The following is a 25455-nucleotide window of genomic DNA, read 5'->3' as shown; positions in this document are numbered from 1 at the left end:
GGGGAAAGAGGAGAACAGTGACAAAGCGGGGTTTCTTTTGTAATTTTGGAGGTCATGAAGAATAAGCAGTTGCGCCAGCCTTTTGAGTTGTATGTATCGGATATGGAATGCTGGAATGAGCGGCCATTGGTCTATCATTTCTTTGAAATTGTACAAATCCTGGAAGGCTCAGGAACACGCACGCTAAACCAGAATAGTTATCCCTATAGTAAGGGAAGTATTTTTCTCTTTACCCCAATGGATTGCCGGGGATTTGACATTAAAACAAATACACGTTTTTGCTCTATCCGCTTCTCAGAAGTTTTCCTTGGGCAATGGAAAAATGGCCAGGACCAGGCAAGAATTTCTCAATGGCTCAAACAACTGGAACATATTTTTTACCACCATAACCGCTTTCAGGAATTAATGGTCACCAGGACAGGAGATTGTAAGATGATCAGCGGACTGATGAACAGCATGGTGGAAGAGTATGAGCAGAAACAGTCCTATCATGAAGAAAACCTTCAGCATTTTGTCACGCTTATTCTAAACATCATTGCCAGAAATGTATCTGATGGTGGCGGAAATACGGCCACAGGTCTGGATTCAGAACCGCTCATCAACAGGATGTTGCTTCATATTCAGCAACACATCAATAGCCCTGAAAAACTAAGGGTCAGCTTTCTGTCTGCTCATTTTAACATTTCTGCGAATTATGTAGGTGAGTATTTTCGAAAGTTCAGCGGGGAAAGCCTCCAGTCTTATATCACACATTATAAGATGAGGTTGTTACAACAACGCCTTAGCCATAGTGCATTGACGATCAGTCAGATTGCGCATGAGCTTGGCTTTTCTGATGAAAGCCATTTGAGCAGGCAATTCAAAAAACATACCGGAATGAGTCCTCTGGAGTTCAGAAAGGCTGCTCATCGTTGATCCTTTAGGATTTCCAAAGCTTTTCCCATCACCTCATCTCTTCCGCTAATCAGGCCTTCCAGTGTTCTCTTTACCGGAATGTCTATTTTTACTCCTGATTTTTGATTTGGAGTATGGTCAGGATAAAACTCTCCAAAACCAGAGAAGAAGGAAAAGTAATCGCCTGGAAAATTAATGGTGACCGCCATCCCATTGGCCCCTGCAGTGGTACAACCAATCGTGGTGGCCTTGGTTACACCTTGTAAAGCAATGATGTTCCATTCTCCCTGACTTTGATTCCCTTCATCCACCAATACATAGTATTTTTTGTGTTTCAGGTTTTGATTTGGATTGGGCTTAATGATTTCATAGTCGATGATGGTTGCATTTTTCGACAAATCCGGACTGATGACAAAGGGGAACACATTGTAGGCTACGGTATCCGGTTTTGTGGCAATATAACCAGCGAGTGCAGTTCCGATTTTACCATCTTTTGGATAACCTCTGGCATCAACAATGATGCTTTTACAATTTTTTAGCAGGTTGGAAATGCTGTCCAGTTCTTTGGAGTAGATCCTGTTCATTCTGAGATAGCCAATGTTTCCAGGTAGTATTTTGCAAAATGGAGGATAGAGTTCAGGGACAGCGGGTGTTCTGACCAATTTACCCCTTAAGTTATAATAATCATCTCTTTTTATCCTTTTTAGTGAGGTCTGCTGATCAATTCCATTTCTCCGCGTGGTGATGACGGCTTCAGTACCTGCAGAACCTGCAGCAAACCAGGTGGCATCGTACTCCCTGTTAAAGCCAGCCTCATTAGAAGCAACAATAAAGCGGCTCCATTCTTTGGAGTGCTGTGCTACCGGAATATGGTCAATAGCAAGGACTTCATCGCCGGTTCTGAGTTGTGCCAGTGCGTTTTGTTGTAAGCTGTCCGGGAGAATAGCCGTCAGGTATGTTTTTCCGTTAAGGGAATTGCTGAGCAGGGGGAGGTTACCATCAAAGATACCTGCAGGTGTACGGCCGATTTTATTTTTTATTAAAATGCTATGCCCATCTTTTATGGAGGCGGTTAGTTCCATTAAAGCCATAAAGTAACTGGAATCTGAATCGGCCTCCAGAAACTTAGGAATGAAGTAGGTTAAGCTGAGGTCCCAGGAAGTAGGAATGAGGTGTTTGTTTGGCGAAAAGTAATAAATGCTGTTCCAAAAATTGAACAGACCAAGTAACCTGAGCCGGGCATCCGGAACCGTAGCCGATGGGTAACTGTATTGAGGTTTGCGGATGTAGACTGTGTTCTCGATCGTTTTTTCAGCTGTGTTTTTTAGTGGAGTATGAAGGAGTTTAAATGCAGTACGTTGCAAATCAGATTTCAGGAGGGTCTCAGGATCGTCCTTCAGTATTAAATCAGGAAAAGTTCCCAGAGTTCCATCTTCATAGATCATTTCCGAAGTCCTGATTTGCAGGGATAAACCATCGGATAATTGCATCGGGAAGGAATCACCATGGAGATATTCTGGTAACTCTCCAACAAAAATCAAACGGCATAAATTTCTGTTGCGCAATGCCATCAATGACCTCAAAGTATTGATATTGACGTTTCTGTTAACGAGGAAACAAAAACGGGCCTGTTCAGGTAAACTGACCGATTTGGCTGGCAGGAGATAAGCACCTTCGGAAATATTCCTGAATCCGTTATGAACCTGTAACTGATCTTTAATAAATCCCTTTTCATCAGGCGACCGGATGCTGAGGTCATGTGGATAGTCCTGTCTCATCAATCCTTTATAGTAAAAACTACGTGAGGTTGGGAAAATCAGGGTACTATTGATCAGGCTTGCGATCAGTGGTTGAACAAATCGGATGTATTGCTTTAATCCGAGATCAGCGTTTAATGAGTTGTTCCTGAGATCTATGACAAAAGAACGGATGGCTTTATGTTTACCAATGATGGAATCCGGAACCCTTTGTTTAAGAAAGAGTTCCTGGGGAACAGCGAGGTATAATTCTTTTTTTGCCAGTTGGTAATTCCCTAAGGCCTCTGCTGGATACTGCGTACTGGTGTTTTTTTGCGCTGCTGATTTTGGGTCAGGGTCATTGAGCAACTTAGAGTAAGGATCTTTCAGATCCGATAACATCGTAGCCAGTGACTTTTTTAAATTTTGGGCGCTGGGATCAGCGAGCAGGTCCCCGATATTAGCAATCATGAGGCTGTCTGCATTGAGCTTTCCCTTTCCCATATTCGGATGGAAATAATGAATTACACCCCATACCCTGGCAAAGTCCGCAATCCGCCGGATGCCCGCTGAATCAGGTGCCTTAGCCTCTTTTTTCAGTTGTGGGAATACGCAAAAGGGGAGAAGCATTGCGGGAATGAATAGAAGTACTGCTAATAAAAAAGGGCGAACGTGCTTTGTCTCAAGATTCATATTTACCATGACTAAGGGGTAAAGTTATCATAAAACAGATTACCAAAATTGTAAAAATCTTGCAGCGATGTGCTGGTTAATCCTGCTTATTGTACAACCAGATGAGCTGATCCTGCTCAATAGAAATGCGTCTTTTCAGCTGGCTGGGAGTAGCACCTGCCAGGGCCTTTACTTCTTTTGTGAAATGTGCCTGGTCGTAATAATTATTGAGGTAGGCAATATTGGTTAAATCCAGTTTTTCAGCAGGATTTAAGCGCGTCAATGCTTTTCTGAAACGTAGTGTTTGCAGGAATGATTTGGGGCTTTGCCCGATCTCTGCTGAGAACAGCCGGTATAGTGTAGAAGGGTTGATGTTCAGTTCTTTGGCAAGACGTTCTACACTCATTTGTTCCGGGCCAATGGCATTGATTACAAAGATGGCTTCATTGACTTTGGTATGAAGTTGTTTGCTCATCAGTTGCTTTTCCAGGAATTCTTCCAGCAGGTCGGCCCTTTTTAACGTGCTCTTTTCATTAAATAACTGTTCCGGAAAATTGGAATAACCGGTTTTGAAAACCGCCTCAAAGACCTGATTCAATGGAAGCAGATTTTCGAAGGGTTCATGGCTAAAAGCCCTCAAAGCACCAGGATGAAATAAAATACAAATCTGGTCTAAATCAGCATTGACCCGCACCTGAAATGGATTTTGATGAAAGCCATACAGACGGCTTTGATAACCATTTCCGCCCGTGTTTAATTCACATCTGTTGAGAACAGCATTTTTTTGGTAATCGATGGTGTTGTTTTTATAGATGGCAAGGCAAAGGTTCGTATTGGGGAAAGTAGTATAGTCTACGACGTTGCTGCCATCTGATCTGAAAAACAGAAAAGACTGTATGAATGGCCTCAAAAGAGGATGGCGGACTTTTATAATTCTCGTTTGCATCGTGATCCCAATATCGCAATTGTTATTGCGAAAATGGAATTTTAGTTACTTTATAATTTAATGCCGCTGTTGTTCCGGCGGTAACATCTATGGTCACCCCTGTGATCTTTGCAGCCATATCAGAAGCCAGAAAAACAGCGGTATTCGCTATGTCTTCCATCATTGGCAGCTGCTTTAACATGGTGTCGTCCATAAGTTTCTGAAAGAAACTGTTCAGTTCTTCGCCTGGGTTTTGCAATGCTTCTTTAAAAGGCCTGGAGTCCGGAGAGCCAGCCGACCGGATATTAACGGCACGTACACCATAGGGACCAAGCTCTGCCGCCAGGTTCCTTGAAAAGCTTTCTATCAGGCAACATGCCGGACCAAAGCCACCTACATTTGCGTAACCAATGCCTCCGGGTGTAGCCGTAAGCGATAGAATTACACCTGACCCCTGTTCCATCATGATCCTGCCAGCCGCAGTGGCGGTGAGGAACTGTGTGCGCATGGCGATGTGTACCGGACGCTCAAAGTCAGATAGCTCCATCTCCAGTAGTGGTATATCCTGGGTGTCTTTCAGGCCAATGAGGTTAAAGATGATGTCTATATGTCCCGTCTTTTGTTTTACACTGGCTAAATGTTTAACAATCGAATCCGCATCGAGTGCATCCACTTCAGCGGCTTCAGCGAAACCATGAAGGCCATTGATTTCGTCAGCAACTTTTTGGGCGGTTTCTATTCTTTTATGGGTCAGGAATACCTCGGCCCCGGCAGCGGCAAAGGATCGGGCAATGGCACCACCAAGCGAGGGGCTTGCGCCATATATAATGGCCGTTTTGTTTTGAAGTAGCATCTTTTGAGTTCTAAAGGTTGAACATGATGATTTTTACAATTCAAAAATGCAGGTTAACCCGGAAATTTAAGGTGTAGGGTTGCGACAAATAACAGGGGGATTCCAGCCAGCTTAACATGAAAAAAGCCACTCTTCAGAGTGGCTTTCAAATCCCCGGTTGGGTAAATATATCATCTTAACTGATGTCCTGTGAAGGATTAAACGGTCTCGTTAGTCGTTTTAATGGTTTTTTCCAAAGCACGTACGATGGTCTCTTTATAGGCCGTGAAATTGCTTTGACGTGTTTCATCTGAATCACTCTCTTTAAGCGTTTTTCTACCTGCTTTTATTTCCTGTAATTCATTTGTATACAACTCGGTGAACAACTCAGGCTCTTTATTTTTTAGAATCCTGACTGTATGTGAGTATTTTTCATAGCTATCTACAAGAATAGCCAGGCTTTTCTCATCATATACATTTATACCAGCTGTTTTTGTCAATAACTTTTCCAGCTTTCCTCTTTCTTTTGCGTAACCCATAATTGTCGCGAATATACCAGTTCTCCGGAATAATTATACTATGATCCTGGTGTTTAATTATCAGGATCGTGGAACAACTAAGTATATTCCAGGCAAATCACTGCTTTATTTAGTTCCTGATCATGGAATAGAAACACCTGATCAGCGGCATGCTCCTGAAAATCGTAACCCTCCATACAACCGATGTAATTAAAAAGTTTGTTCTTGTTAAAAGGTTTGTCCATCAGGTTTTCGCCTCCAAAATCAGCCTCTTCGAGTGGCAGGTTTTCTACATTGATTTCTTCCAGTACACCGTTGATTTTAGCATTGATCCGCTCTGATAGATAATCTGAATGCTGGTCGCTGTGCAGGTCTTCCGGAGTCAGTTGCCTTAACCGCTCCAGTTTCCTGATGTCATAAACACCCAGACCTGGTCTGTTGAAGTCCAGATCGTAGATCTTTCCGTATTTTTTGTAATAGGCCTTCTTTAACTGGTACATGCTGTCGTTGAAATTATACTCAATCTCAGCTTCTGTATATTCCTGAGCATAGTTGCCGGGGAGAATTTCTTTGGAAACGGTAAAATAATCCCAGCTGGCATCAAACTTATATTTGCCATCAATGAGGTCAAAGCCAAACATATCACATTTGGTAAAGTCGGTGTGAAAAGGAATGCTGTTTTCACCCACACGGCCATCGTAAATCTCTTTAACGGATACAAAATGTAGCCATTGATCTTTTTCAGGGGAAAAGAACTTTAAATTGATAGAGCATAAAGGGAGAAAGTACTTTTTATGATTTTCCAGGTCATCATAAAAAACATCTTCATATTCCGGAAAAATCCGGATACAATTTTCTGGTATTTGCATAGGTATATCATTGTTTTTTTTCGTGTCATGAAGCGATCATCAGCATGTTTATTACTTTTTGTAAGCGGTATGATTGTTTCACAGGTAATTTTTTGAGCAAGTTATAAAAAAGAAAAAACACACGGTTTCAATTGATGTTAATTGTATGTGATTTATTTGATCTAGTTTTGCGGATCTCCATGCGGTTTTCATAGGAAAAGCTCATTACCAACCCAGAAAGGTTTTAATTGACGCGGGCCATGATAAGTTCCGTAATGAAGAACGTAAATTAGCAGCTGATGCACGAACTTATTCTAAAAAATATCAGTAAACATATTAACCTGACTCCGGAAGAAGAAGCCCATTTTGTTGGCTTCTTAAAGCAAAAGCAGGTTTCAAAAAAAGACTTTATTCTTAAAGAAGGGCAGATCTGCAAGGAGATCAACTTTGTGGAATCAGGTACATTGAGGGCCTTCTACCTGGATAAAACGGGAAAAGAATCTACCATCATGTTTGCTGTCGCAGACTGGTGGGTAACCGACATGTTTTGTTTTGTCAATGAGCAGGCTGCCATGTTAAATATTGAAGCCATAGAGGACAGTTGTATTTTACAACTTCAGAAAGAGGACCTGGACCGTCTGTACCTCTCGGTTCCGAAATTTGAAAGGTTTTTCCGGATCATCATGCAAAATGCATACATCAGAGAACAGCTCAGGGTAATTCAGGAGCTTTCACTTTCTGCAGAGGAACGTTACCATAATTTTCTGATCAAATACCCTAAAGTCGCACAGCAGGTTAAACAAAAACAAATTGCTTCTTACCTTGGGATCACACCAGAGTTTCTGAGTATGATCCGGGGAAATAAAGGCAAAAAGAAAATAATTTCTTAAACTATATTATTTTTTCCTTCCGTTTTGTTCCCGTGTTTTGTAGAAAAGACATACCATATGCTTATACTAATTGCAGGTCCTTATCGTAGCGGGACCAACGACGATCCTATATTGATGCAACAAAACCTCAGCCGACTGGAAGCTGCAGCACTTCCTTTGTTCAGGTTGGGCCATATTCCGATGATAGGAGAATGGGTGGCATTGCCTTTACTTGAACTTGCCGGCTCAACACATCCTGGCGATGCGGCTTATGAAGAGATTTTATATCCGGTAGCACATCGTTTGCTGATGAAATGTGATGCTGTTTTGCGTCTTGAGGGGGCCTCTAAAGGTGCGGATGAAGATGTCAGAATTGCCCTGGAAAGAGGACTGAAAGTGTATTATCACCTCGATGAAGTTCCCCATGCAGAATAGCAGAGTGAATATCCTTGAGACCATCGTTTTATCCGATAACTGGTATACCTTAAGAAAAATCACTTATGAATACCTTAAAAAAAACGGAACCTGGGAAACCCAGAACAGAGAGGCTTACGATAGGGGGAATGGTGCTACAATTTTACTGTATAACAAGGAATTAAAAACAGTGATCTTAACCAGGCAGTTCAGGTTGCCTACTTTTCTCAATGGCAATGAAACCGGGATGCTCATTGAGAGTTGTGCCGGACTGCTGGACAAAGACAATCCTGAAGATTGCATCAGAAGGGAAACAGAAGAAGAAACCGGGTATAAAATTACTGAGGTTAAAAAGGTTTTTGAAGCGTATATGTCGCCGGGTTCAGTAACCGAAATCCTGTATTTTTTTATTGCGGAATATGCTAAGTCCATGAAAGTGAATGATGGCGGTGGAGTGGCAGTGGAACAGGAAGAAATTGAAGTGCTGGAAATGCACATTGACGAGGCGATGGAATTGGTTGCTAAGGGCGAAATAAAAGACGGAAAGACGATTATGTTGCTGCAGCATATCAAACTGGCGAATATTTTATAGCATTTCCATTTGAGGAATATTAGTCGTTATTTAGGGTAACCAAATACAAAACATATGAAAGTAGGTGCATTTTCAATCAGCCTGAGTGTTAAGGATATTAACGCTTCAAAATCATTTTATGAAAATCTTGGCTTTAGCGTCTTTGCAGGATCTCTGGCACAGAATTACCTCATCATGAAGAATGGAAATGCCCTGGTTGGCTTGTTCCAGGGGATGTTTGAAAATAACATTCTGACCTTCAATCCCGGGTGGGACGAGAATGCGGCAAATGTTCCCGGGTTTGATGATGTCAGGGATATTCAGAAACAATTGAAAAGTAAAGGCATTGAAATTGCCGGAGGGGCGGATGAAAGTACTTCAGGGCCAGCCAGTTTTATGGTAACCGATCCGGATGGCAACACGATTCTTTTTGATCAGCACGTCTAGTTGTGCTGTTAAGATCTTAAAAATGGGTATGGGGCTTTTCAGAAATATACTGTTCTTATTGCTGCTACTTTCCTTAAATAGCTTTTCACAGGCAAAAAAACAGGTGAATGTTGGCTATATGGAAGACTATGAAAAGTTGCCAAAAATAAGTTTTGAAAAAACAACGGCCCTGGTATACGAACAGTATAGTCAGGGTAAAATGCAACCAAAAATCAAGCTCAAAGAAACGAAGTCAAAGTTCCTGATTACAGCCAAAGGCCAGACTTACTGGCTAAAGAAATATGATCCCAATTCCGGGCAGGATGGTTTCAAAGGCTATGAGTTCATGAATTATTTCCCAAAGCTGAATATGTATGCGCTGACCAGTAATTCTACTGCTGAACACCTGGGCTTTAGTGACATGATTTTGATCGATAGCCTGACCAATTTCTGGTATAGCATCGTCTCCATAGGGGATGGAGCGGTAGAAACGCCAATCCCTTCTGTGAACAATAAATACCTGCTTTACTTTTACAATGAGGTTTACCAACCAAACCGCTGCATGATTGGGGTATTAAAGCTGAACAGCAGAAAAAATCCCTCAAAATTGTTAACCGCCCACCGGAGTTTTGAAAGCAGCAAATGGGCGGTAGATCAGCTGCGCTGGATTGATGACCAGTCCTTCCTTGTAAAAGCAGTGGTTCGTACCAAAGCAGATGGAAAACGATCCGAACATTTCGAATACTACAAGGGGACTATCGATCCCACCCAGGTCATGCGGCCTTAAACCAAATGATTTTTTATCCTACATTTGGTTTATTTCAGCCATAAATGCGAGAACTGATGACCAGACTTTCCCCGGAGAAAAAGCAGTTTATAGACGATAACTTTTATGAAGGAATCGGAAATAAACTGAGCAGAGAAAAATTCGACCAGCTTTTAACAGCGGAAGAATTACATTATTTAGCAGAGCATCACAATTGGGATGATGGTACGGAAGTGTTACAATGGATTGCTGAGCATGAACAATGTGCAGAAGCAACGGCATTGATGTTGTTTTGGCTGGCACAGCCGGATGAATACCTGGTCTATAGCTTAAAAACGGAACTCAAAAATGAAGATGACAATCGGATATTTCTGCTGATGAAGACAATTCTGGCCGGTTTTCAAAAAGGGTTTTATAAAAAATCAAGCCTTCATTTTGATCCGGTTAGCAGTCGGGGAGAAACTGAACCGCCAACTCCGGCCTTTATGCTGGATGCTACGAAAGGTGAAGAAACCTATGTATATTATGAAAAATCAGAGGTAGATGGCTGGTTTGATGAAGTATTTGAGAATAAGGTCAGGAACTGCCCTGATGCAATGACACTTTTTAACATTGCCTCCTTCGTTGAAATCCCTGAAAAAGCAAGGATGATTTGTCAGAGTGCATTATGTGATAAAGGGATCGCAATAATGGTTTTCTGGAGGTTGAAAACTTTTGCAGGTATGTGGACTGAAACAAGTGCTTTAACGAAAGAAATCGTGGAGAAAGTTTGCAACAATGAATATCAGGAAGTATTAAGCTACGATCCTGCAAAGGATAAAAACATCAAAATGAAAGCAGCAAAACAACGCTGGGAAATCCCTCAGGTCATGACACAAGCGGTTTAAAAAACGTCTTAATTAAGGTGGAAATAGGACCGTCTGATGGGAATAATGCAATTCAGGCAAGATTATTGAATGCAAATCACCCGGTCAGCGAATGGCTGGTCAATGGAACTGAATAAGAGAAATTCAAAATAAGATATGAAAGAAGAAATTCTTAATGAAATCAGGCGTTTGGGTGGAAACACCGACCATGTTAAAGGGCTGTCCTTAAAGGAGGATTTAGCAGCAATCACATTTAATCACCCTTTATACGGTGATGATTATGCTGATGAACTTTATGGAGCCGACAAATTTTATGAAGAAAATAAACAGCTTTATCAGGACAGTAAACAGGATTTTTATAAAAAACTGATCGGTCATTTTTTCTCAGATCATGAAATTCCTTATGGACAGGCATTTTTTAGAAACCAGCTTTTTACGCCATTTCGTGAAGGAACCTTTGACTTTGAAGAATGGAACGATATGTTCATTGACAAAGACGAGGTTGATCTGACTGAAATTTATAAGGTTTCAACGGATCCTAAGCCCGACTTTATGCTGATTACTTATGATTATGGTTTTCCTGATCATTATTATATCTGTTTATCTGATGAGAACCAGGAAAATCCGACTGTATTTGGAACCGATCATGAGGTTTTCTTTTCTGAGGTAACCAACAGAGGATCCTTAGCAGATTTCTTTAAGCAGTTTCTCTCAAAAGATGATTTCCTCAAGATCGTTGAAAACTATATTGAAAACGAAAAAACTGATAAATAAGATTAATCATAAATGACCCTACCTGATCTAATCCCTTCGAACATTGCCCCATTAATTGAACATTTTAAGGATTACTTACCTATGGATGCTGATGATATGGCGATGCTGCTACCCAGGGTATCTGAAAGACAAATAAAAAGAAGGCAATTTATTTTGCAGGAAGGTGATGTTTGTCAGCATTACAATTTTGTAGTGCGCGGTTGTTTTAAAATCTACAAAGTAGATGAAAAAGGAGGGGAGCACAACATTCAGTTTGTGACTGAGAACGACTGGGCTACAGATATTGGAAGTTTCCACGCCGAAAAACCCAGTGAATTATATATAGAAGCGATTGAGCCGGCTCACATCCTTCAAATCAAAAGACCTGATCTTCTTTTCCTGTATGTCAATAATCCAAAATTTGACCGGAACTTCAGGGTCATTATTGAAAACAAATTTGTAGAACTTCAAAACCGCTTGCTGCAATCTTTTTGTGAGAGTGCAACGGAGCGTTATCTTAAGTTTCTGGAACAATATCCCGAACTGTCCCAAAGACTTCCCAATACCCAAATTGCTTCTTACCTTGGAATTACCCCCGAATTTCTCAGTAAAATAAGGAAAGACCTGGTTTCGAAGTAAAAACCTTAATCTAGGTTAAGGTTCTTTCTTACGATAGCTTATAGGGTAGTCCGGAGCGGCTGCCCCACCTTTGTGATGTAATCAATTAATCATTAAAACATCATAAAATGAAAGCAATCATATTAGAAAAAAACGGCGGACCGGAAGTCCTGACCATCAGGGAAATTGCAGAACCTCAAACTACAGAAGGTACCGTAAAAATAAAAATCAAAGCCTTCGGATTAAACAAAATGGAATCCTATAAAAGACAGGGAATCATGGGGCCTGTTGCTGCTCCAACTGTTTTAGGAATCGAGGCTGCCGGTGAAGTGGTAGAAGATAAATCCGGTAGATTTGAACCCGGTCAGAAAGTAATCACCATGATGGGCGGACTGGGCATGAACCGCCAGGGCAGCTATGCGGAATATGTAGTCTCTCCGGCCGATAATGTTCTGGCCATCAATAGCGATATTTCTTATGAAGAGCTGGCCGCAATTCCGGAATCTTTTGGTACTGCTGCGCTTGTTCTGGATAAGGTCTTAAAAGTAACTGCGGGAGAAACCTTATTGATTAAAGGTGGAACCAGCGCCGCAGGAGCAGCCGCAATCCTCTATGCAAAATTTAAAGGAGTAAAGGTCATTGCCACCACAAGAGATGCCAACAAGTCTTTTCGTCTGAAACAGTTAGGTGTGGATTATGTGATTGTTGACAATGGGAATGTCTCAGAAGAGGTGCGGAAAATCCTTCCGGATGGGGCAGACAATGCTTTGGATATTGTTGGTAGCGATGGCATTCTGGATACTGTTGCGGGAGTAAAAGCCTTTGGGCAGGTAACGGTTATTGGCTTGTTGAGTGGTGCGCCTGTACTGCAAAATTTAAACCTCATGAGCCAGTTGGGACAATCCGTGAAACTCAGTTTTTCATTAAGCGGACTTCTGGGTACCAAAGCTTATCCATTAACAGAAACGCCCTTAAACCTGATTGCCGAACAGGTCGCATCCGGTAAAATGGCTTCTTTAAGAACGGCCACTTTTACTTTTGATCAGATTGCGGAAGCCCATGAACTGATGGACAGCAATAAGGCCAATGGCAAAATCGTCATCACGATATAAAATAAATAAAGACATGATTAAGCAATCAATTTTAGTGTTAAGCCTGCTGATTACAACAGGTTTAACCAATGCCAACGCTCAGGACAAAAAACAATTAAATCACAATTCTAAAAAAACTATCAACATGGAAACAGCAAAAACAGCAATCGAAAAACTACTTTTTAACTATCAGGACGCCTTAAATGTATCAGATGTGAACAAGGTATTGCCTTTATATACTCAGGATGGCGTATTTATGCCGCAGGGAGGTCCTTCAGCTATTGGTCAGGCACAATTGAAAGGTGCCTATGAATTCGTGTTCAAAAACCTTCAGTTGAACATTAAGTTTCAGATCGATGAAATCGTTGTGGTCAGCGAAGATTATGCTTTTGCCAGAACAGTTTCCAGAGGAACACAATTGATCCATGCCACAGGTGTTAAGGGAGAAGAAGAAAACAGGGAGCTGTTTGTCTTGCAGAAAGAAAATGGAGCATGGAAAATTGCCAGGTACGTTTTCAATAAAATGAAATAAGCCGATCAATTTTTGACGAGGAAAAGCTGCCCGGTTTAAGGCAGCTTTTCCTGGTTTATTGCTTTTTCATTGCTGAAAAACTAAAGTTATTGTCGACCGATTTAAAGCTCAATTGCTGTCCTTTTTTCAGTTTTAACCGGTAGGTTTCTGTTTCAAAACCAGCAGAGGGGCTGCTGTCTGGTTTAAGGCCCTCGCTGATCTCTTTTCCAAGAGAAACGAGGTAATCGTTGCCTTCTATTTTAACTACCTTCATCCAGGTCCATCCCGTTCTTTCTAATGTGCCATTACTGGCAAACTCAGTAAGGTTTCCATAATAAACATCATTTTCTTTCGGATCACTAAGTAGTACCGCTTCTTCTGTTTTTTCTTTTTTAAGCGTAGAAATACTTCGGAACACCTGAAATCCTAAAAAGAGAAGGACTGCAAATAGCAAGGTAAATAAGGCTTTTCCGAAAAAGTTGTAATGTACTTTTTTAGGAATCCTGGGGATCGTGTTTTCTCTCATCTGAGCATACTCAACCATTTCCTTTGTCCACTTCTGTCTGGGGACTTTATGCTTGCTGCCAGCGATAAAGAAGACCGGGTTAACTTTATTGTAAGTGCTTTCGCCAAAAAAAGTTCTGGAATGAAATTGATAAAGCACAAAAGTGAGGCTGCCGGATGACTGCCCTTCAGGAGGGACCATATAGTTCAGCTCTTCTTCAAAGATGGGTCCTTCGATTTGGGTAATTCTAATTATCATGACATCATAGGTTTATGACGGCAATTTACGATGACCTTAAGAAATTAGTGGAAAACAGGCATCTACAATGGGTCTACGTGAGCATAAAATCATCAGGTTGGAATGGAAATGTATTTTTCGTAAGCCACTATTTTTTCCTGCAATCTGTTTTCGAGGTAGCCGTTTCCACCTTTCAGTTCTTCTGACAAGCGAATGGCTTCATTCCTGTATGCAGTTTTTTTTGCGGTGTCCCAATGGCTTGGCGGTACCTGCAGATTGGTGATCCTGTCTGCCAGTTTTACAGCCCATACTTCCTTTTGCAGGTTCTTAATCCGTGCAAGGCTATCCGGCATTTTTTCTGCTTTGGGCAACTTGCTGTCCTTTGTTAAGGCCAGAACACCCTCTGCTACATCCAGGCCAAATACATTAGAAATTTCTTCAAATGTGGTATCGGTATCTTCCAGTGTATCGTGAAGCAGGGCGAGTTTTATGGCAAAGTCCAGCTTAAAGCCAGGACTGTGTTGCGAAGCAATTAAAATCTCCATTGCCACATTGCTCAGGTGAACAACATATGGGAGATTTGTCCCGGGAATGGTTTGGTTTTGGCTTAAATGTTTAGCGGTTGCGAATTTTATGGTTTCCTGATAGATTGATTGTATTTCCATTTTCTGAGGATGATTTGTTTTTCTTAAGGACGACTGGTTTCCTTAGCATTACCGGACTTTTAAAGTAATGATGGTGATAATGGCCAGCAAAATACTGATGATCCAAAAGCGGATAACAATTTTTGCCTCATGGTATCCTTTCTTTTGATAGTGGTGGTGGAGGGGAGCCAGCAAAAATATCCTCTTGCCTTCTCCAAACTTTTTCTTTGTATACTTAAAATAGCTCACCTGCATGACCACCGAAATGATCTCGATTAAAAAGACGCCACACAAGAGCGGAATCAGCCATTCCTTGCGGATCATGATCGCGAAAGCACCAATGATGCCACCAATGGCCAGACTTCCGGTATCGCCCATAAAAATCTGCGCAGGATAAGAATTATACCAGAGAAAGCCCACACATGCACCCACGAAAGCTCCGGCAAAAATCATCAGTTCTCCGGAATTAGGAATGTACATGATGTTTAAATAGTCAGCAATCACGGTATTTCCGGAAACATAAGCCAGTAAACCTAAGGTAATGCCTATGATTGCAGAAGTGCCTGTTGCCAGGCCATCAATCCCGTCGGTGAGGTTTGCCCCATTGGAAACAAAGGTAATGAGAAGCACGGTAAACAATAGAAAAACGGGTAATGCATACTTTTCGTATCCCTCTCCGGTAAATTTCAGAACTTTCGCATAATCAAACTCGTTCTGCTTGTAAAAAGGAACATTGGTTTTTGTGGATTTCACATCCTGAGAATAATAATAACTATTCCCTTTTTGCCGCAGGATCATCGGAACCGAAGATGCGGTGCCTTTTCCCTCAGGAACCGTTTGCCGTACAACGATATTGGGATGGAAATACATGGTACAGCCAATGATCAGACCCAGCCCCACCTGGCCCACAATTTTAAACCTTCCGGCCAGTCCTTCCTTGTTTTTCTTAAATACTTTGATATAATCGTCCAGAAAACCAACTGCGCCCATCCAGACAGTGGTGACGATCATAAGGATGACATAGATATTGGTTAAATTGGCCAGTAATAGGGTAGGTGCCAATATGCCCAGCAAAATAATCAGTCCGCCCATAGTAGGGGTTCCCTGTTTCTGCATCTGTCCTTCAAGACCAAGGTTTCTGATCGTTTCACCTACCTGTTTATTCTGCAGATAATTGATCATTCTTCTGCCGTAAACCGTAGTAATTACAAGGGATAAAATAATGGCCAGTGCAGTTCTGAAGGTAATGTATTGGAATAAACCTATACCAGGGATTTCATAATGTTGACGTAAGTACTCAGACAGGTGATATAACATGGAAATGGGGAGTCAGATTTAAATCGCTGAATTTACACCATTATTTTTATCTTTGTAGCGTAATTTAAAACAACAGTACCTCATGTAAGATCAGATTTCTTTCCGGAAAATAATGGAAGCCAGCTAATGGGTTTCTATAGTTATTCACCTCAAAAGAAAGGAATTATGATTATTCTTCAAGATATTACCTACTTACATCCCAACAGAGATTTATTGTATGCTGATTTAAATCTGGTGATCAATAAATATGATAAAATCGCCTTAATTGGCAATAATGGTGCTGGAAAATCCAGCCTTCTGAATATTATGGCCGGAAATTTACAGGTTTCAAAAGGAACTGTGAAAACGGGTTCAAAGCCATATTATGTGCCTCAGATTTTTGGTCAATTTAATGATTATACTGTTGCAGAGGCCCTGCAGGTTCAGGATAAGCTGAAATCACTGAAAGAAATCCTGGATGGACAGCTGACGGATGAAAATCTCGCGCTCCTTGATAACGATTGGGCAATTGAAGAGCGTTGTCAGGAAGCCTTTGCCCATTGGAAACTGGATGGACTGCGGCTGGATCAGAAAATGGAAAACCTTAGTGGCGGACAAAAAACGAAGGTTTTTCTGGCCGGAATCCGGATACACCAGCCGGAAATCGTGTTACTGGATGAACCCAGTAATCATTTAGATGCCTGGAGCAGGGAACGATTATATAACGATATCCTGTCTGCCAGAAAAACTTTTGTGGTGGTTAGTCACGACAGGACCTTATTGAACCATTTAAGCGTTGTTTTTGAACTCGGACAGCATGGTATTACCGTTTATGGGGGCAATTACGATTTCTATACCGCACAAAAAACGATAGCAGCTGAGGCCTTAAATCAGGCGCTGAAAAGTAAAGAAAAAGCCCTTCGTAAAGCAAAGGAAGTAGAGAAGGATGCTCTGGAAAGACAGCAAAAGCTGGATGCACGCGGAAAGAAAAAGCAGGAGAAGGCCGGTGTTCCTGCCATTTTTATGAATACACTCAGAAACAATGCAGAGAAGAGTACTTCAAAGATGAAAGGGGTTCATGCAGAAAAGATCGATTCGATCTCCCATGAGCTTGGTCAGCTGCGGAAAGAACGGTCTGATATTGACAAAATGAAAATGGACTTTAACCATTCCGGGCTTCATAAGGGAAAAATATTGATTGATGCCCGCGACCTAAATTTTGGCTATGATTCAAAGCCGCTATGGAAGGAGGGCCTTAGTTTTCAGGTCAGCAGTGGAGCGCGAATGGCCATTAGAGGAGAAAATGGTTCTGGTAAAACCACACTGATAAAAATGATTTTAGGCCAGCTCGAGCCTCAATCCGGAAGGATGGAACGTTCGGCCGGGGTTAAAGCCATTTATATGGACCAGGATTATTCTTTGATCAATCCTGAGTTGAAGGTTTATGAACAGGCAGAGCAGTTTAACTCCGGCGCTTTACAGGAACATGAAATAAAGATCCGCTTGAACCGGTTTCTGTTTACAAAGGAAGATTGGGATAAACCCTGCCGGGCATTGAGTGGGGGAGAGAAAATGCGTCTGATGTTATGTTCTTTAACCATTGGCAACCAGGCGCCAGACCTCATTATTCTGGACGAACCAACCAATAACCTGGATATCCAAAATATAGAAATCTTAACTGCTGCGGTTAATGAATATGAGGGGACACTGCTGGTGGTGTCTCATGATGCGTACTTTTTAAAACAGATCCATGTTGAGCATGACCTGCTGATCAATCATTAAAGATGCATCACCACTGTAACGACCAAACAAAGCAGCAAAGCCAACCCTGCAATCATCAGGTGCAATGAAATCCCGCTAAGCTTTTCTTCTCTTGCACCTGATCTAAGCAGGTTTTGTCTTAATTTCTCTACTTTAAGCTCGTTCCTGCCGGTCTGCTCTGCCATGATTCTCAGATCTCTGAACCTCCTCATTTCTTCGGAAGTCCTTGGTGTGAGCACCCATGTTTTATCCTTTGACCGCAGGTAGATATAGGTCAGTGCTTTGTGTAATCTCTTGATTTCAAAGGCTTCAATCTCTGTCGGGCGGAAAGAGATCAGCAATCCATTTTCCCATTCAACCACCTTTCTGTGATAGTATAGGTACAGAAAGATCAGTATGAAAATTATGGGGCTGTACTTCAGGGCTTCAATATCAGTTAAATGATCCAGCAATCCCATTAGGCGGGGGGCAAAAGGTATGGTCTCCGAGTGAGCAATTGCAAGCAGGCCGAGGACTAAAGTGATGGTCCAAAGGACAGCAGCGATAAGCAGATAGATGCCCTTGATATTCATACAGGATAAAGTGACAGCGTAACCTTCGGCCGGAGCTATTGGTAAAGATACATTTCTAAGTGCCTCTCTGTCTGAGGTAGTAAGGCTGTTCTTTTTAAATACGTAATAACAGAGTCCTAAGGTCAGTAAAAGGATGGGGATAATTGCGATGGTTAAGATGCTCATATTTTTCAGGAAGAGATGTTTATCATTTTGGACTGCATCATGCCTACCTGATTGCTAAGGTAAAAAATCGCAGCTGTTTATGGGAGCCTAATAAATAATATCCAAAACTTAATAGGAGATAAGTAGTTATTAAAATAATAAATAATGTAAAATATGAAAATTGAAACCACAGACCTTTGCGATAAATTTAGTGATGAAATTAGTGTGGCTTTACCCATTGGTTTAAAGGATTTTGGAGGAACAAAAGCGTTTCATGGTGAAATCGTAACTGTGAAATGCCTTGAAAATAATCCGTTTGTAAGACAAACACTGGAGAAAGAAGGGATGGGAAAAGTTCTTGTAGTTGATGGTGGTGGTTCCAAAAAATGTGCCTTAATGGGTGATAACATTGCGGAGTTGGCCATAAGCAACCATTGGAACGGAATTGTTATCTACGGATGCATCAGAGATAGTGTGGCCGTTTCTAAATTACCTGTAGGACTGAAAGCTTTGGATGTTATCCCTTTAAAAAGTGGCAAGAAAAATGAAGGGGATGTTGGGGTAATTGTCAACTTCGCCAATATTGATTTTATTCCCGGGCATTTTGTGTATGCTGATGAAGATGGAATAATTGTTTCAAAGCGAAGACTTCATTGAGTTCCCACAACAAAAAAAGATCATAAAAGAGTAACATACCGATCGGTATTTTTATTATCTTTATTCCAAATCACCGGAACATTGCAAAGAGATTCGACAGTAACACATTCTTTTATCCTTGAAAAGGTGGCCCCGATATTCAATAAAAAAGGATATTCCGGGACTGCATTGAGCGATCTGACTGAGGCCAGCGGGTTGACTAAAGGTGCGCTCTATTTCCATTTCAGGAATAAACAGGACCTTGCCATCCAGGCATTCAGGTTAAACGTAAAAAAGGTGATCGATCCGCTGGCAGAGCGAATGAAAAGCCATGACCGTGCAGTTGAAAAACTGGAGATGCTGATCAGCTATTACCGGGATTACTATAGCCTGATCGTTGAAGAGGGGGGATGTCCGATCCTGAATATGGCCACAGATGCCAATAACAATAACCCGGAGCTTTTTGAGGCGGTAAAGAAGATCATTCTGAAACTGGAAAATGGTCTCATAGACATGATCAGACTGGGAATAGAACAGGGAGAAATCAAAGAAGATGCTGATGCTGTCGCACTGGGAAAGAACATTTATTGCATGATAGAAGGAGGTGTGTTCATGTCTGTGATACACAAAGATCCATGCTATGTGGCGAATATGATGGACTTGATCGCTCAACTTTTAAAAGAAATAACCATCACTTAAAATTTTTTATACACCAGCATACCGATCGGTATGCAAGACAAGAGATATGAAAAAAATACTAGCTAACACCAGAAAAGTAAGGTTCCAGGACTGCGATCCTTTTAATCACCTTAACAACGCGAAGTACCTTGATTACTTTATCAATGCGAGGGAAGATCAATTGCTTGACGATTACGGACTGGACGTATTTGGTTTGATTGCCACAGAAAAACTAGGCTGGGTGATCTCTTCTCATCAGATTGCTTACTTCCGGCCAGCGGCTGCAATGGAAAGCATTACGATTGAATCCCAGCTCATTTCCTATGATTCCAGGGCACTGGTTGTTGAAATGCGGATGTATGATGAAAAGCAAACCAGGCTGAAAGCTTTGTGTTGGACAAGGTTCAACCACTTTGATCTTGCCAGACAAAAACCAGCTGAACATTCAGCCGAACTGAGCCTGTTGTTCAGTCAGGCTCTGCTTCCTGTGGAGCAGCAGGATTTTGAAGCAAGGCGTGGACATCTCCTTCAGCAAAAAAACGAAGCTAAATAAAGGTAAATCGTCTTTTTTTTAAAATAAAATGCAGAAGTTCGCCTCTTTAATCTATTGAAATGACTAATAAAAAAGGATTTACAACGACCATTCTTCATTCAGACCGTCTTTTGAAGCCAGAATTCGGAGCCATACACCAACCAGTTCATAATGCCGTAACCTGGGGCTACGATGATGTGCAGGGACTGGTAGATGTTTTTCAGAACAAGACTAAAGGATATGCTTATTCGCGTCAGGGGAACCCAACCACCACTGCGCTTGAAAATAAAGTGACACAAATGGAGCAGGGACTTGCCACTGTTTCTTTTTCGACAGGAATGGCTGCGATTACTTCTACCATACTGGCTTTACTAAAGTCGTCCGACCATATCATTGCCAGCTCTTACCTTTTTGGGAATACCAGAAGTGTGATGCAGACGTATATAGACCTGGGACTTGAGATTTCCTTTGTAGATTCTACAGATGTGGAGCAGATTAAAAATGCATACCGCGAAAATACGAAAATGGTTTTTGTGGAAACCATTGCAAATCCTGCAACCCAGGTCTCAGACCTTGCTGCAATTGGTGATTTTTGCGAAGAAAAGAAACTCATTTATATGGTAGATAATACCATGACTTCTCCTTATTTGTTTCGCCCGGTAGCGGTAAAAGCAAGTTTGGTGATCAACTCACTAACGAAATATATTGGTGGTCATGGAAACGCATTAGGCGGCAGTATAACTGATACTGGTTTATTTAACTGGCTTGGATTTCCAAATATTGCTCCAATTATCAGAGAACAAATCCGTCCGGAAATGCAGGGCATCACTCAAATCAGAAAAAGAGGTTTGAGAGATGGGGGAGGAACACTTTCCCCGGAAGCAGCGCATAGTATTTCAGTGGGTTCAGAAACGATTGCCTTAAGGTTAGACCGTGCCTGTAACAATGCAGCAGTGTTGTCGGAATTCCTTGAAAATCATCCCTTGGTTAGTCAGGTGTATTATCCTGGCTTGAAAAGCCATCCTCAGCATGAACTTGCTTCCCGCTTGTTTTTGAGATTTGGTGGATTAATGAGTTTTACCCTGGTAGATGGGGTAGATTGTCTGAAATTCCTCAATGAATTGAAATTGGTGATCAAATCAAGCAACCTTGGCGATACACGTACCCTGGCAATTCCGGTTGCACAAACGATTTTCTTTGAGTTGGGTAAGGAGAAACGCGATGAAATGGGCATTCCTGATTCAATGATCCGCTTGTCGGTAGGTATTGAAGATATTGATGACCTGATCGGAGATTTCAGTACGGCATTTGCCGCTTTTAGTTAAGGAAAAGTTTAGCTACGAACAATTTTTAGCTAAGTACATGATACTTTAGAAACGCCCATGGTATCATGGGCGTTTTTTTATTGTTCGGGATCAGATTTCTTTCTTGTTTTTTCCTTTTCAGCTGCCAGTTCAGGGATTTTAGGTTTTAGATCTCTTGCCTTTTTTGGAAAGGTCCGGAGGCTGAGTGTTGCCGGATGCTGTTCAGGTTTGTAATATTGAATCTCACGTCTTTCAAAAGAGATAAACATCTTCTTTCCTAAGACTTTATGTTCACAAGGCTGGTAATAACTGGTCTTTTCCGTCCAGTTTCCCCTCTCATCATAGCGGTATTCGTAATGGTCAATTCCTGTTGGGTTACCAGTGTACTCAATGGATTGGTCGAACACTAAATTACCCAACTCGTCATATTTTCTGGTCGTTTTTAAAGACTTTTCCGTCCCCCGCATGTGATATTGCTGTTCTATTCTTTCCCTGTAATCTGCTGAATAAAAGTATTCGGTTTTATTTTCCAGCTGGCTTGCCGGTTTGTACCATATTTCGGAGGTGATAAAACCATTTTTGTCATAGGTATAATCAACATTCCGGTCGTCAAATATAAAACCTTTAGCTTCTGTTCTTCTTAAGGTACCGTTGATGGGTTTAAATGTCTCCCGTTTATATTGGTATTGTGGCGAATATTTAGTGATATAACCAGGAAAAAAGGAATATTTTTTACCGGGGCTGATCCGAAAATCATTGTCGTAATCAATGATTTCAACTTTGGTTTCGTTCTTTAAATACTGAATTTTATACTTCGAATAAGATTCATATTCAAAGCGTTTCCCTCCATAAATTTTATATCCGAATTCCTCAGTTAAGTTTCCCTTTTTATCATAGAACAAATGATTGTACTGACTGAGCTTATTGTTTTCATTGCGTTCTGTTAAAAGCAGTTTATCAAAGTACTGGTCATAATGATAACTTTCTATGATGTTTCCCTGGGTGTTTTTATATTTTTTAGTCCTTATCCTGCCATCTGGTAAGTATTCCGTATAAGAAACCAGTGCAGGTAATTTTCCCTTTTTATCGGACTTATAATAGCGAACAGCATAGATGTCTTTTGATTTGAAATTTGCAGTATCCTCATAAGTACGCCTGATAAGGTAATTGTCTAAATTCTGATTGATATCGATAGGGGCTTCCTGAGCATGTACAGAAAAAACAAAAAGAGAGAACATCAGAAGGGAACCATATTTAATGAACTGTGGAAATTTCATATCAGTTATGTTGTGAATGTCCTCAATATACGATACCAGGATATAAAGTAAGAGAAGAGATTAACGTTCGTGGTATATGACCTGTTATTTGCTGAATTTTTTGATACTTTGTGATATTTCAGGAATAGTTGAACTGAATCTGTTCGTTCATGACTGAGGATCTGTTTCTTTGTGATCAGGTTGCTCGAAAACTCAATGCCTGCATGGCCGATGATGATGTTCAGGATTGTACGGGTACTGTCCGTTATTGAACAGGATATTTCTATTTTTTAAAATTAACTTGTTGGTTTTTAGTGACTTGTTTAATGAGTTGCTTCTGGCATAAACTTAGACCATATGCACGTATGAAAAAGAACAGCTTTTATGATTTGAAAATTACTTTCCTGGTTTTGTTTGGCTTTATGTCATTCAGTACCATGGCACAAGTAAATAAATTACCTCCTGTTTCAAAGGAATTGTATAAAAAAGTTGCCCACCTGGACAGTGTGATGTTTGATGCTTTTAATGAGCGTAACCTGAAGACCTTAAAGGAGATCTTTTCTCAGGATATTGAATTTTATCACGATCAGGGTGGATTAACGCATTATAAGCAGAACATGGATTCTTTTGAAGAGGCTTTCAAAAGCGACAGAAAGGTCAGAAGAGAGCTTGTTGCGGGAAGCATGGAAGTAAGCCCGATTAGAGGTTATGGAGCTGTAGAAACAGGGATCCATCGTTTTTATGCCACAAAGAAAGGCGGACAGGAGGAGTTAAGCAGTGAAGCTAAATTTATGACGCTTTGGCAAAATATCAATGGGAAATGGAAAGCAACGAGAATTGTTAGTTTTGCCCATCAGGAATATTTGGAGGAATAGCTAAGCAGTCAGCATCTTTTTGATCAGGGCAATCTGCCCCAAATGATAATGGGTATGTTCGATTATTCCATGGAGATTTCTATAATAAATTCCATACTTCTCTTCCTCGAAATTCTCCCAAAGCTTACTTTCAGGCAATTGTTCAATTAACCGGGCAAAGTGCTCCGCATCGGTTAATGCTTTCACCCGTAATGCCTCCCAATCTTCCTGAGAATGGATAGGAGGGTGATTAAAACTATATTCATCCCTGGCATTTAGGGTTTCTCCCTGTAATACTTTTAGCACTGCACTTACATAATAGTTTACATGGTATACCAGAGCAGCGATGGTATTCAGCGACTGAATTTTAGTGGTTGCCTGTTGCCAGCTGAGCGCTGCTAAATTGTCTTTAAGGTTTGAGCAAGTCCAGTTTCCGCCAAAATGAACTTCTCTGAAATGTTTTGCGATTTGTGCGGTCAGATTCATAGGTAAATATTGTTTTATCCGGATGCCTGTTATGGTTTGTACATGTCCATATATTTCTTTAATTCAGGATCGTTATACAGACCAAAATAACGAGCAAAAAAATAAGCATTTCTGCTGGCAACTGCAATATGCCAGAGACCGATATAGGATAATGTACAATTATATCCAACTATCACTTTGTGCGCTTTAAACCAGGCAATCTTTTCTTCTGATAATTTAGGCTTTATGCGCAGATTTAACCGGTATTGATCACAGGTTTCGAGATAAAGACTGAGTTCTTCATGGGATAGGTCATGGATCAGTTCTTTTACACTTCTGGTTAGTGCAATGTTTTCTAATGATCTACGTAGTTCTTCAACAGTGAAGCGCGTGCCTTGGGATTTGAAAAATGCCCTGGCCTCCGCTTTTATCCCCGCTATTCGCGCTATCTTAAGCTCATCCGGTTTGTAATATGTTTTGTCAAAACAGTCAACCAGGGCATATAAAACAGCATACCCATAAGTTTTGTCGTCTGAGTCTACCAGGTGATAAGTCCCGTCGGTGATTTCAAAAATCAGTTGGACGCTTTTACCTTTTAAAGCCGACAAGTAATTGGTGAAGAACAAAAGATATTTCTCAATGGCTTTGCCGATCCTGATGTCATAAGGGAAGTAGGTTTCATCTGTGTTCCATATTACCCTGCTATCGTAAGAATCTGACAGGTATAATTTTATTTCAAGATGAGCATACCGCTCTATCTTTGTATAGAGACCTATACCTGTTACCGGTTGAAAATCCCAGTCAATGAGTTGCTGTGTAATGTGTGATAGCGCTTCAACGGAATAAAGTTTGTTGTTTAGTTGAATATCGGTCATGTTTATTTTTTCTAAGGTAAGTTGGGTTCCGATAATTCGTTCATCAGCTAAAGCTTCCCGAAAAAGTCTACATTCTAATTTTGCATATTGTTGTGATAAAACCGACAGCGAAATTCGGTGTTTCCTGCTTCCAGGAGGCTAATCAATGGTTAAAGTTAATGAAATTTAAGATTTTTTAAGATAGCGATGTTTATAGAACCGAAATCTTAAATTTGAGCAGAGAATTATCATTGAGTTTATATGATGTCGATTACAAACTTGTTTCTTGTTTTAATTAGTGGACTCGGTGTCTTACATGGTTTTTTCCTTGGCATTTACCTATGGACATCTTCAAAAGGTAAGCGCATTTCCAATAGAATTCTTAGCGTTATTCTCTTTGTACTCTC

At 40.9% G+C, this 25455-nt stretch carries 29 protein-coding genes; 17 read left to right on the top strand and 12 right to left on the bottom strand.

Annotated features, from left to right (window positions below):
* Positions 1–54 precede the first annotated feature (54 nt).
* Entirely contained in the window at positions 55–915 is an 861-nt protein-coding gene (locus BUC20_RS06305; RefSeq protein ID WP_073228780.1) for an AraC family transcriptional regulator, read from the top strand.
* Here the strand turns inward: BUC20_RS06305 and BUC20_RS06300 are convergent.
* The 5 genes from BUC20_RS06300 to BUC20_RS06280 all read right to left on the bottom strand — a co-directional run bounded on the left by BUC20_RS06300 (position 906) and on the right by BUC20_RS06280 (position 6446).
* Positions 906–3323: a S41 family peptidase gene (locus BUC20_RS06300; protein ID WP_159441062.1), complete on the bottom strand. Its 2418-nt coding sequence runs from the start codon at positions 3321–3323 to the stop codon at positions 906–908. The two genes, BUC20_RS06305 and BUC20_RS06300, sit on opposite strands and share 10 nt — an antisense overlap.
* A gap of 76 nt (positions 3324–3399) precedes the next feature.
* Complete coding sequence (locus tag BUC20_RS06295) at positions 3400–4248, bottom strand: helix-turn-helix domain-containing protein (protein ID WP_073228776.1); 849 nt, start codon at positions 4246–4248, stop codon at positions 3400–3402.
* 22 nt (positions 4249–4270) lie between these two features.
* Positions 4271–5080: an SDR family NAD(P)-dependent oxidoreductase gene (locus tag BUC20_RS06290; RefSeq protein ID WP_073228773.1), complete on the bottom strand. Its 810-nt coding sequence runs from the start codon at positions 5078–5080 to the stop codon at positions 4271–4273.
* Between the two features lie 197 nt (positions 5081–5277).
* The gene (locus BUC20_RS06285; RefSeq protein ID WP_073228772.1) at positions 5278–5598 is read right to left on the bottom strand and encodes a hypothetical protein; all 321 of its coding nucleotides are present in this window, start codon (positions 5596–5598) and stop codon (positions 5278–5280) included.
* A 77-nt stretch (positions 5599–5675) separates the two neighbouring features.
* Positions 5676–6446, bottom strand: coding sequence for a hypothetical protein (locus BUC20_RS06280; protein ID WP_073228769.1), 771 nt, complete (start codon positions 6444–6446; stop codon positions 5676–5678).
* Between the two features lie 278 nt (positions 6447–6724).
* Here BUC20_RS06280 and BUC20_RS06275 point away from each other — a divergent pair, with 278 nt between their 5' ends.
* From BUC20_RS06275 to BUC20_RS06230, 10 genes are all read left to right on the top strand, one after another.
* Complete coding sequence (locus BUC20_RS06275; protein ID WP_073228767.1) at positions 6725–7315, top strand: Crp/Fnr family transcriptional regulator; 591 nt, start codon at positions 6725–6727, stop codon at positions 7313–7315.
* 57 nt (positions 7316–7372) lie between these two features.
* Positions 7373–7729 (top strand): DUF4406 domain-containing protein, encoded by a 357-nt coding sequence (locus BUC20_RS06270; RefSeq protein ID WP_073228765.1) that lies wholly within the window; start codon positions 7373–7375, stop codon positions 7727–7729.
* A complete protein-coding gene (gene nudK, locus BUC20_RS06265; protein ID WP_073228762.1) occupies positions 7719–8300 on the top strand; it encodes a GDP-mannose pyrophosphatase NudK in 582 nt (193 codons plus the stop codon). Before BUC20_RS06270 ends, nudK begins: the two co-directional genes overlap by 11 nt.
* 54 nt (positions 8301–8354) lie before the next feature.
* A complete protein-coding gene (locus BUC20_RS06260) occupies positions 8355–8726 on the top strand; it encodes a VOC family protein (RefSeq protein WP_073228759.1) in 372 nt (123 codons plus the stop codon).
* 22 nt (positions 8727–8748) lie between these two features.
* Positions 8749–9492, top strand: coding sequence for a hypothetical protein (locus tag BUC20_RS06255; RefSeq protein ID WP_084528584.1), 744 nt, complete (start codon positions 8749–8751; stop codon positions 9490–9492).
* 56 nt (positions 9493–9548) lie between these two features.
* Entirely contained in the window at positions 9549–10358 is an 810-nt protein-coding gene (locus tag BUC20_RS06250) for a DUF4274 domain-containing protein (RefSeq protein ID WP_159441061.1), read from the top strand.
* A gap of 135 nt (positions 10359–10493) precedes the next feature.
* Positions 10494–11111: a hypothetical protein gene (locus BUC20_RS06245; protein WP_073228756.1), complete on the top strand. Its 618-nt coding sequence runs from the start codon at positions 10494–10496 to the stop codon at positions 11109–11111.
* A 12-nt stretch (positions 11112–11123) separates the two neighbouring features.
* Positions 11124–11729: a Crp/Fnr family transcriptional regulator gene (locus BUC20_RS06240; RefSeq protein ID WP_073228754.1), complete on the top strand. Its 606-nt coding sequence runs from the start codon at positions 11124–11126 to the stop codon at positions 11727–11729.
* 107 nt (positions 11730–11836) lie between these two features.
* Positions 11837–12820, top strand: coding sequence for a zinc-binding dehydrogenase (locus BUC20_RS06235; RefSeq protein WP_073228751.1), 984 nt, complete (start codon positions 11837–11839; stop codon positions 12818–12820).
* Between the two features lie 13 nt (positions 12821–12833).
* The gene (locus tag BUC20_RS06230) at positions 12834–13331 is read left to right on the top strand and encodes a YybH family protein (protein ID WP_159441060.1); all 498 of its coding nucleotides are present in this window, start codon (positions 12834–12836) and stop codon (positions 13329–13331) included.
* Between the two features lie 55 nt (positions 13332–13386).
* Here BUC20_RS06230 and BUC20_RS06225 read toward each other — a convergent pair whose 3' ends face one another.
* The 3 genes from BUC20_RS06225 to mraY form a co-directional block, all read right to left on the bottom strand.
* Positions 13387–14073, bottom strand: coding sequence for a hypothetical protein (locus tag BUC20_RS06225; protein ID WP_073228748.1), 687 nt, complete (start codon positions 14071–14073; stop codon positions 13387–13389).
* A 92-nt stretch (positions 14074–14165) separates the two neighbouring features.
* Positions 14166–14717 (bottom strand): HD domain-containing protein, encoded by a 552-nt coding sequence (locus BUC20_RS06220; protein WP_073228746.1) that lies wholly within the window; start codon positions 14715–14717, stop codon positions 14166–14168.
* A 48-nt stretch (positions 14718–14765) separates the two neighbouring features.
* Positions 14766–16013 (bottom strand): phospho-N-acetylmuramoyl-pentapeptide-transferase, encoded by a 1248-nt coding sequence (gene mraY, locus BUC20_RS06215; protein ID WP_073228743.1) that lies wholly within the window; start codon positions 16011–16013, stop codon positions 14766–14768.
* 165 nt (positions 16014–16178) lie between these two features.
* Between mraY and BUC20_RS06210 the strand changes: the two genes are divergently transcribed.
* A complete protein-coding gene (locus BUC20_RS06210) occupies positions 16179–17774 on the top strand; it encodes an ABC-F family ATP-binding cassette domain-containing protein (protein WP_073229540.1) in 1596 nt (531 codons plus the stop codon).
* On the opposite strand, the gene BUC20_RS06205 is transcribed toward BUC20_RS06210, so the two are convergent.
* Complete coding sequence (locus tag BUC20_RS06205) at positions 17771–18490, bottom strand: hypothetical protein (protein ID WP_073228741.1); 720 nt, start codon at positions 18488–18490, stop codon at positions 17771–17773. The two genes, BUC20_RS06210 and BUC20_RS06205, sit on opposite strands and share 4 nt — an antisense overlap.
* 153 nt (positions 18491–18643) lie before the next feature.
* On the opposite strand from BUC20_RS06205, the gene rraA reads away from it, so the two are divergent.
* The 4 genes from rraA to BUC20_RS06185 all read left to right on the top strand — a co-directional run bounded on the left by rraA (position 18644) and on the right by BUC20_RS06185 (position 21640).
* Entirely contained in the window at positions 18644–19126 is a 483-nt protein-coding gene (gene rraA, locus BUC20_RS06200) for a ribonuclease E activity regulator RraA (RefSeq protein ID WP_073228738.1), read from the top strand.
* Between the two features lie 81 nt (positions 19127–19207).
* Positions 19208–19804: a TetR/AcrR family transcriptional regulator gene (locus BUC20_RS06195; protein WP_073228735.1), complete on the top strand. Its 597-nt coding sequence runs from the start codon at positions 19208–19210 to the stop codon at positions 19802–19804.
* Between the two features lie 46 nt (positions 19805–19850).
* Entirely contained in the window at positions 19851–20336 is a 486-nt protein-coding gene (locus tag BUC20_RS06190; RefSeq protein ID WP_073228733.1) for an acyl-CoA thioesterase, read from the top strand.
* Positions 20337–20395: 59 nt separating this feature from the next.
* Positions 20396–21640: a cystathionine gamma-synthase family protein gene (locus BUC20_RS06185; protein ID WP_073228730.1), complete on the top strand. Its 1245-nt coding sequence runs from the start codon at positions 20396–20398 to the stop codon at positions 21638–21640.
* A 77-nt stretch (positions 21641–21717) separates the two neighbouring features.
* On the opposite strand, the gene BUC20_RS06180 is transcribed toward BUC20_RS06185, so the two are convergent.
* Entirely contained in the window at positions 21718–22896 is a 1179-nt protein-coding gene (locus BUC20_RS06180; RefSeq protein ID WP_073228727.1) for an RHS repeat domain-containing protein, read from the bottom strand.
* A 344-nt stretch (positions 22897–23240) separates the two neighbouring features.
* Here BUC20_RS06180 and BUC20_RS06175 point away from each other — a divergent pair, with 344 nt between their 5' ends.
* The gene (locus BUC20_RS06175; protein WP_159441059.1) at positions 23241–23750 is read left to right on the top strand and encodes a nuclear transport factor 2 family protein; all 510 of its coding nucleotides are present in this window, start codon (positions 23241–23243) and stop codon (positions 23748–23750) included.
* Here the strand turns inward: BUC20_RS06175 and BUC20_RS06170 are convergent, their stop codons facing one another.
* Both BUC20_RS06170 and BUC20_RS06165 read right to left on the bottom strand, forming a co-directional pair.
* Positions 23751–24215 carry a DUF1572 domain-containing protein gene (locus BUC20_RS06170; protein WP_073228724.1) on the bottom strand — a complete coding sequence of 155 codons (465 nt, stop codon included), beginning with the start codon at positions 24213–24215 and terminating at the stop codon, positions 23751–23753.
* Between the two features lie 29 nt (positions 24216–24244).
* Positions 24245–25069: a hypothetical protein gene (locus BUC20_RS06165; RefSeq protein WP_073228722.1), complete on the bottom strand. Its 825-nt coding sequence runs from the start codon at positions 25067–25069 to the stop codon at positions 24245–24247.
* Positions 25070–25455: the final 386 nt, after the last annotated feature.

This window comes from Pedobacter caeni, assembly GCF_900129215.1.
In the GTDB taxonomy this organism is placed as follows: domain Bacteria; phylum Bacteroidota; class Bacteroidia; order Sphingobacteriales; family Sphingobacteriaceae; genus Pedobacter; species Pedobacter caeni.
Note: the sequence above shows the minus strand (reverse complement) of the source record. Positions and strands in the feature narration are given on the sequence as shown.

Bases quoted from the DNA above. Each gene is read 5' to 3' on its own strand.
- mraY (WP_073228743.1), bottom strand. From the start codon at position 16,013: ATGTTATATCACCTGTCTGAGTACTTACGTCAACATTATGAAATCCCT.
- BUC20_RS06230 (WP_159441060.1), top strand. From the start codon at position 12,834: ATGATTAAGCAATCAATTTTAGTGTTAAGCCTGCTGATTACAACAGGT.
- BUC20_RS06235 (WP_073228751.1), top strand. From the start codon at position 11,837: ATGAAAGCAATCATATTAGAAAAAAACGGCGGACCGGAAGTCCTGACC.
- nudK (WP_073228762.1), top strand. From the start codon at position 7,719: ATGCAGAATAGCAGAGTGAATATCCTTGAGACCATCGTTTTATCCGAT.
- BUC20_RS06270 (WP_073228765.1), top strand. From the start codon at position 7,373: ATGCTTATACTAATTGCAGGTCCTTATCGTAGCGGGACCAACGACGAT.
- BUC20_RS06240 (WP_073228754.1), top strand. From the start codon at position 11,124: ATGACCCTACCTGATCTAATCCCTTCGAACATTGCCCCATTAATTGAA.
- BUC20_RS06290 (WP_073228773.1), bottom strand. From the start codon at position 5,080: ATGCTACTTCAAAACAAAACGGCCATTATATATGGCGCAAGCCCCTCG.
- BUC20_RS06295 (WP_073228776.1), bottom strand. From the start codon at position 4,248: ATGCAAACGAGAATTATAAAAGTCCGCCATCCTCTTTTGAGGCCATTC.
- BUC20_RS06205 (WP_073228741.1), bottom strand. From the start codon at position 18,490: ATGAGCATCTTAACCATCGCAATTATCCCCATCCTTTTACTGACCTTA.
- BUC20_RS06280 (WP_073228769.1), bottom strand. From the start codon at position 6,446: ATGCAAATACCAGAAAATTGTATCCGGATTTTTCCGGAATATGAAGAT.
- BUC20_RS06165 (WP_073228722.1), bottom strand. From the start codon at position 25,069: ATGACCGATATTCAACTAAACAACAAACTTTATTCCGTTGAAGCGCTA.
- BUC20_RS06190 (WP_073228733.1), top strand. From the start codon at position 19,851: ATGAAAAAAATACTAGCTAACACCAGAAAAGTAAGGTTCCAGGACTGC.
- BUC20_RS06175 (WP_159441059.1), top strand. From the start codon at position 23,241: ATGAAAAAGAACAGCTTTTATGATTTGAAAATTACTTTCCTGGTTTTG.
- rraA (WP_073228738.1), top strand. From the start codon at position 18,644: ATGAAAATTGAAACCACAGACCTTTGCGATAAATTTAGTGATGAAATT.
- BUC20_RS06185 (WP_073228730.1), top strand. From the start codon at position 20,396: ATGACTAATAAAAAAGGATTTACAACGACCATTCTTCATTCAGACCGT.
- BUC20_RS06180 (WP_073228727.1), bottom strand. From the start codon at position 22,896: ATGAAATTTCCACAGTTCATTAAATATGGTTCCCTTCTGATGTTCTCT.
- BUC20_RS06260 (WP_073228759.1), top strand. From the start codon at position 8,355: ATGAAAGTAGGTGCATTTTCAATCAGCCTGAGTGTTAAGGATATTAAC.
- BUC20_RS06255 (WP_084528584.1), top strand. From the start codon at position 8,749: ATGGGTATGGGGCTTTTCAGAAATATACTGTTCTTATTGCTGCTACTT.
- BUC20_RS06210 (WP_073229540.1), top strand. From the start codon at position 16,179: ATGATTATTCTTCAAGATATTACCTACTTACATCCCAACAGAGATTTA.
- BUC20_RS06220 (WP_073228746.1), bottom strand. From the start codon at position 14,717: ATGGAAATACAATCAATCTATCAGGAAACCATAAAATTCGCAACCGCT.
- BUC20_RS06225 (WP_073228748.1), bottom strand. From the start codon at position 14,073: ATGATAATTAGAATTACCCAAATCGAAGGACCCATCTTTGAAGAAGAG.
- BUC20_RS06305 (WP_073228780.1), top strand. From the start codon at position 55: ATGAAGAATAAGCAGTTGCGCCAGCCTTTTGAGTTGTATGTATCGGAT.
- BUC20_RS06285 (WP_073228772.1), bottom strand. From the start codon at position 5,598: ATGGGTTACGCAAAAGAAAGAGGAAAGCTGGAAAAGTTATTGACAAAA.
- BUC20_RS06275 (WP_073228767.1), top strand. From the start codon at position 6,725: ATGCACGAACTTATTCTAAAAAATATCAGTAAACATATTAACCTGACT.
- BUC20_RS06250 (WP_159441061.1), top strand. From the start codon at position 9,549: ATGACCAGACTTTCCCCGGAGAAAAAGCAGTTTATAGACGATAACTTT.
- BUC20_RS06300 (WP_159441062.1), bottom strand. From the start codon at position 3,323: ATGAATCTTGAGACAAAGCACGTTCGCCCTTTTTTATTAGCAGTACTT.
- BUC20_RS06245 (WP_073228756.1), top strand. From the start codon at position 10,494: ATGAAAGAAGAAATTCTTAATGAAATCAGGCGTTTGGGTGGAAACACC.
- BUC20_RS06170 (WP_073228724.1), bottom strand. From the start codon at position 24,215: ATGAATCTGACCGCACAAATCGCAAAACATTTCAGAGAAGTTCATTTT.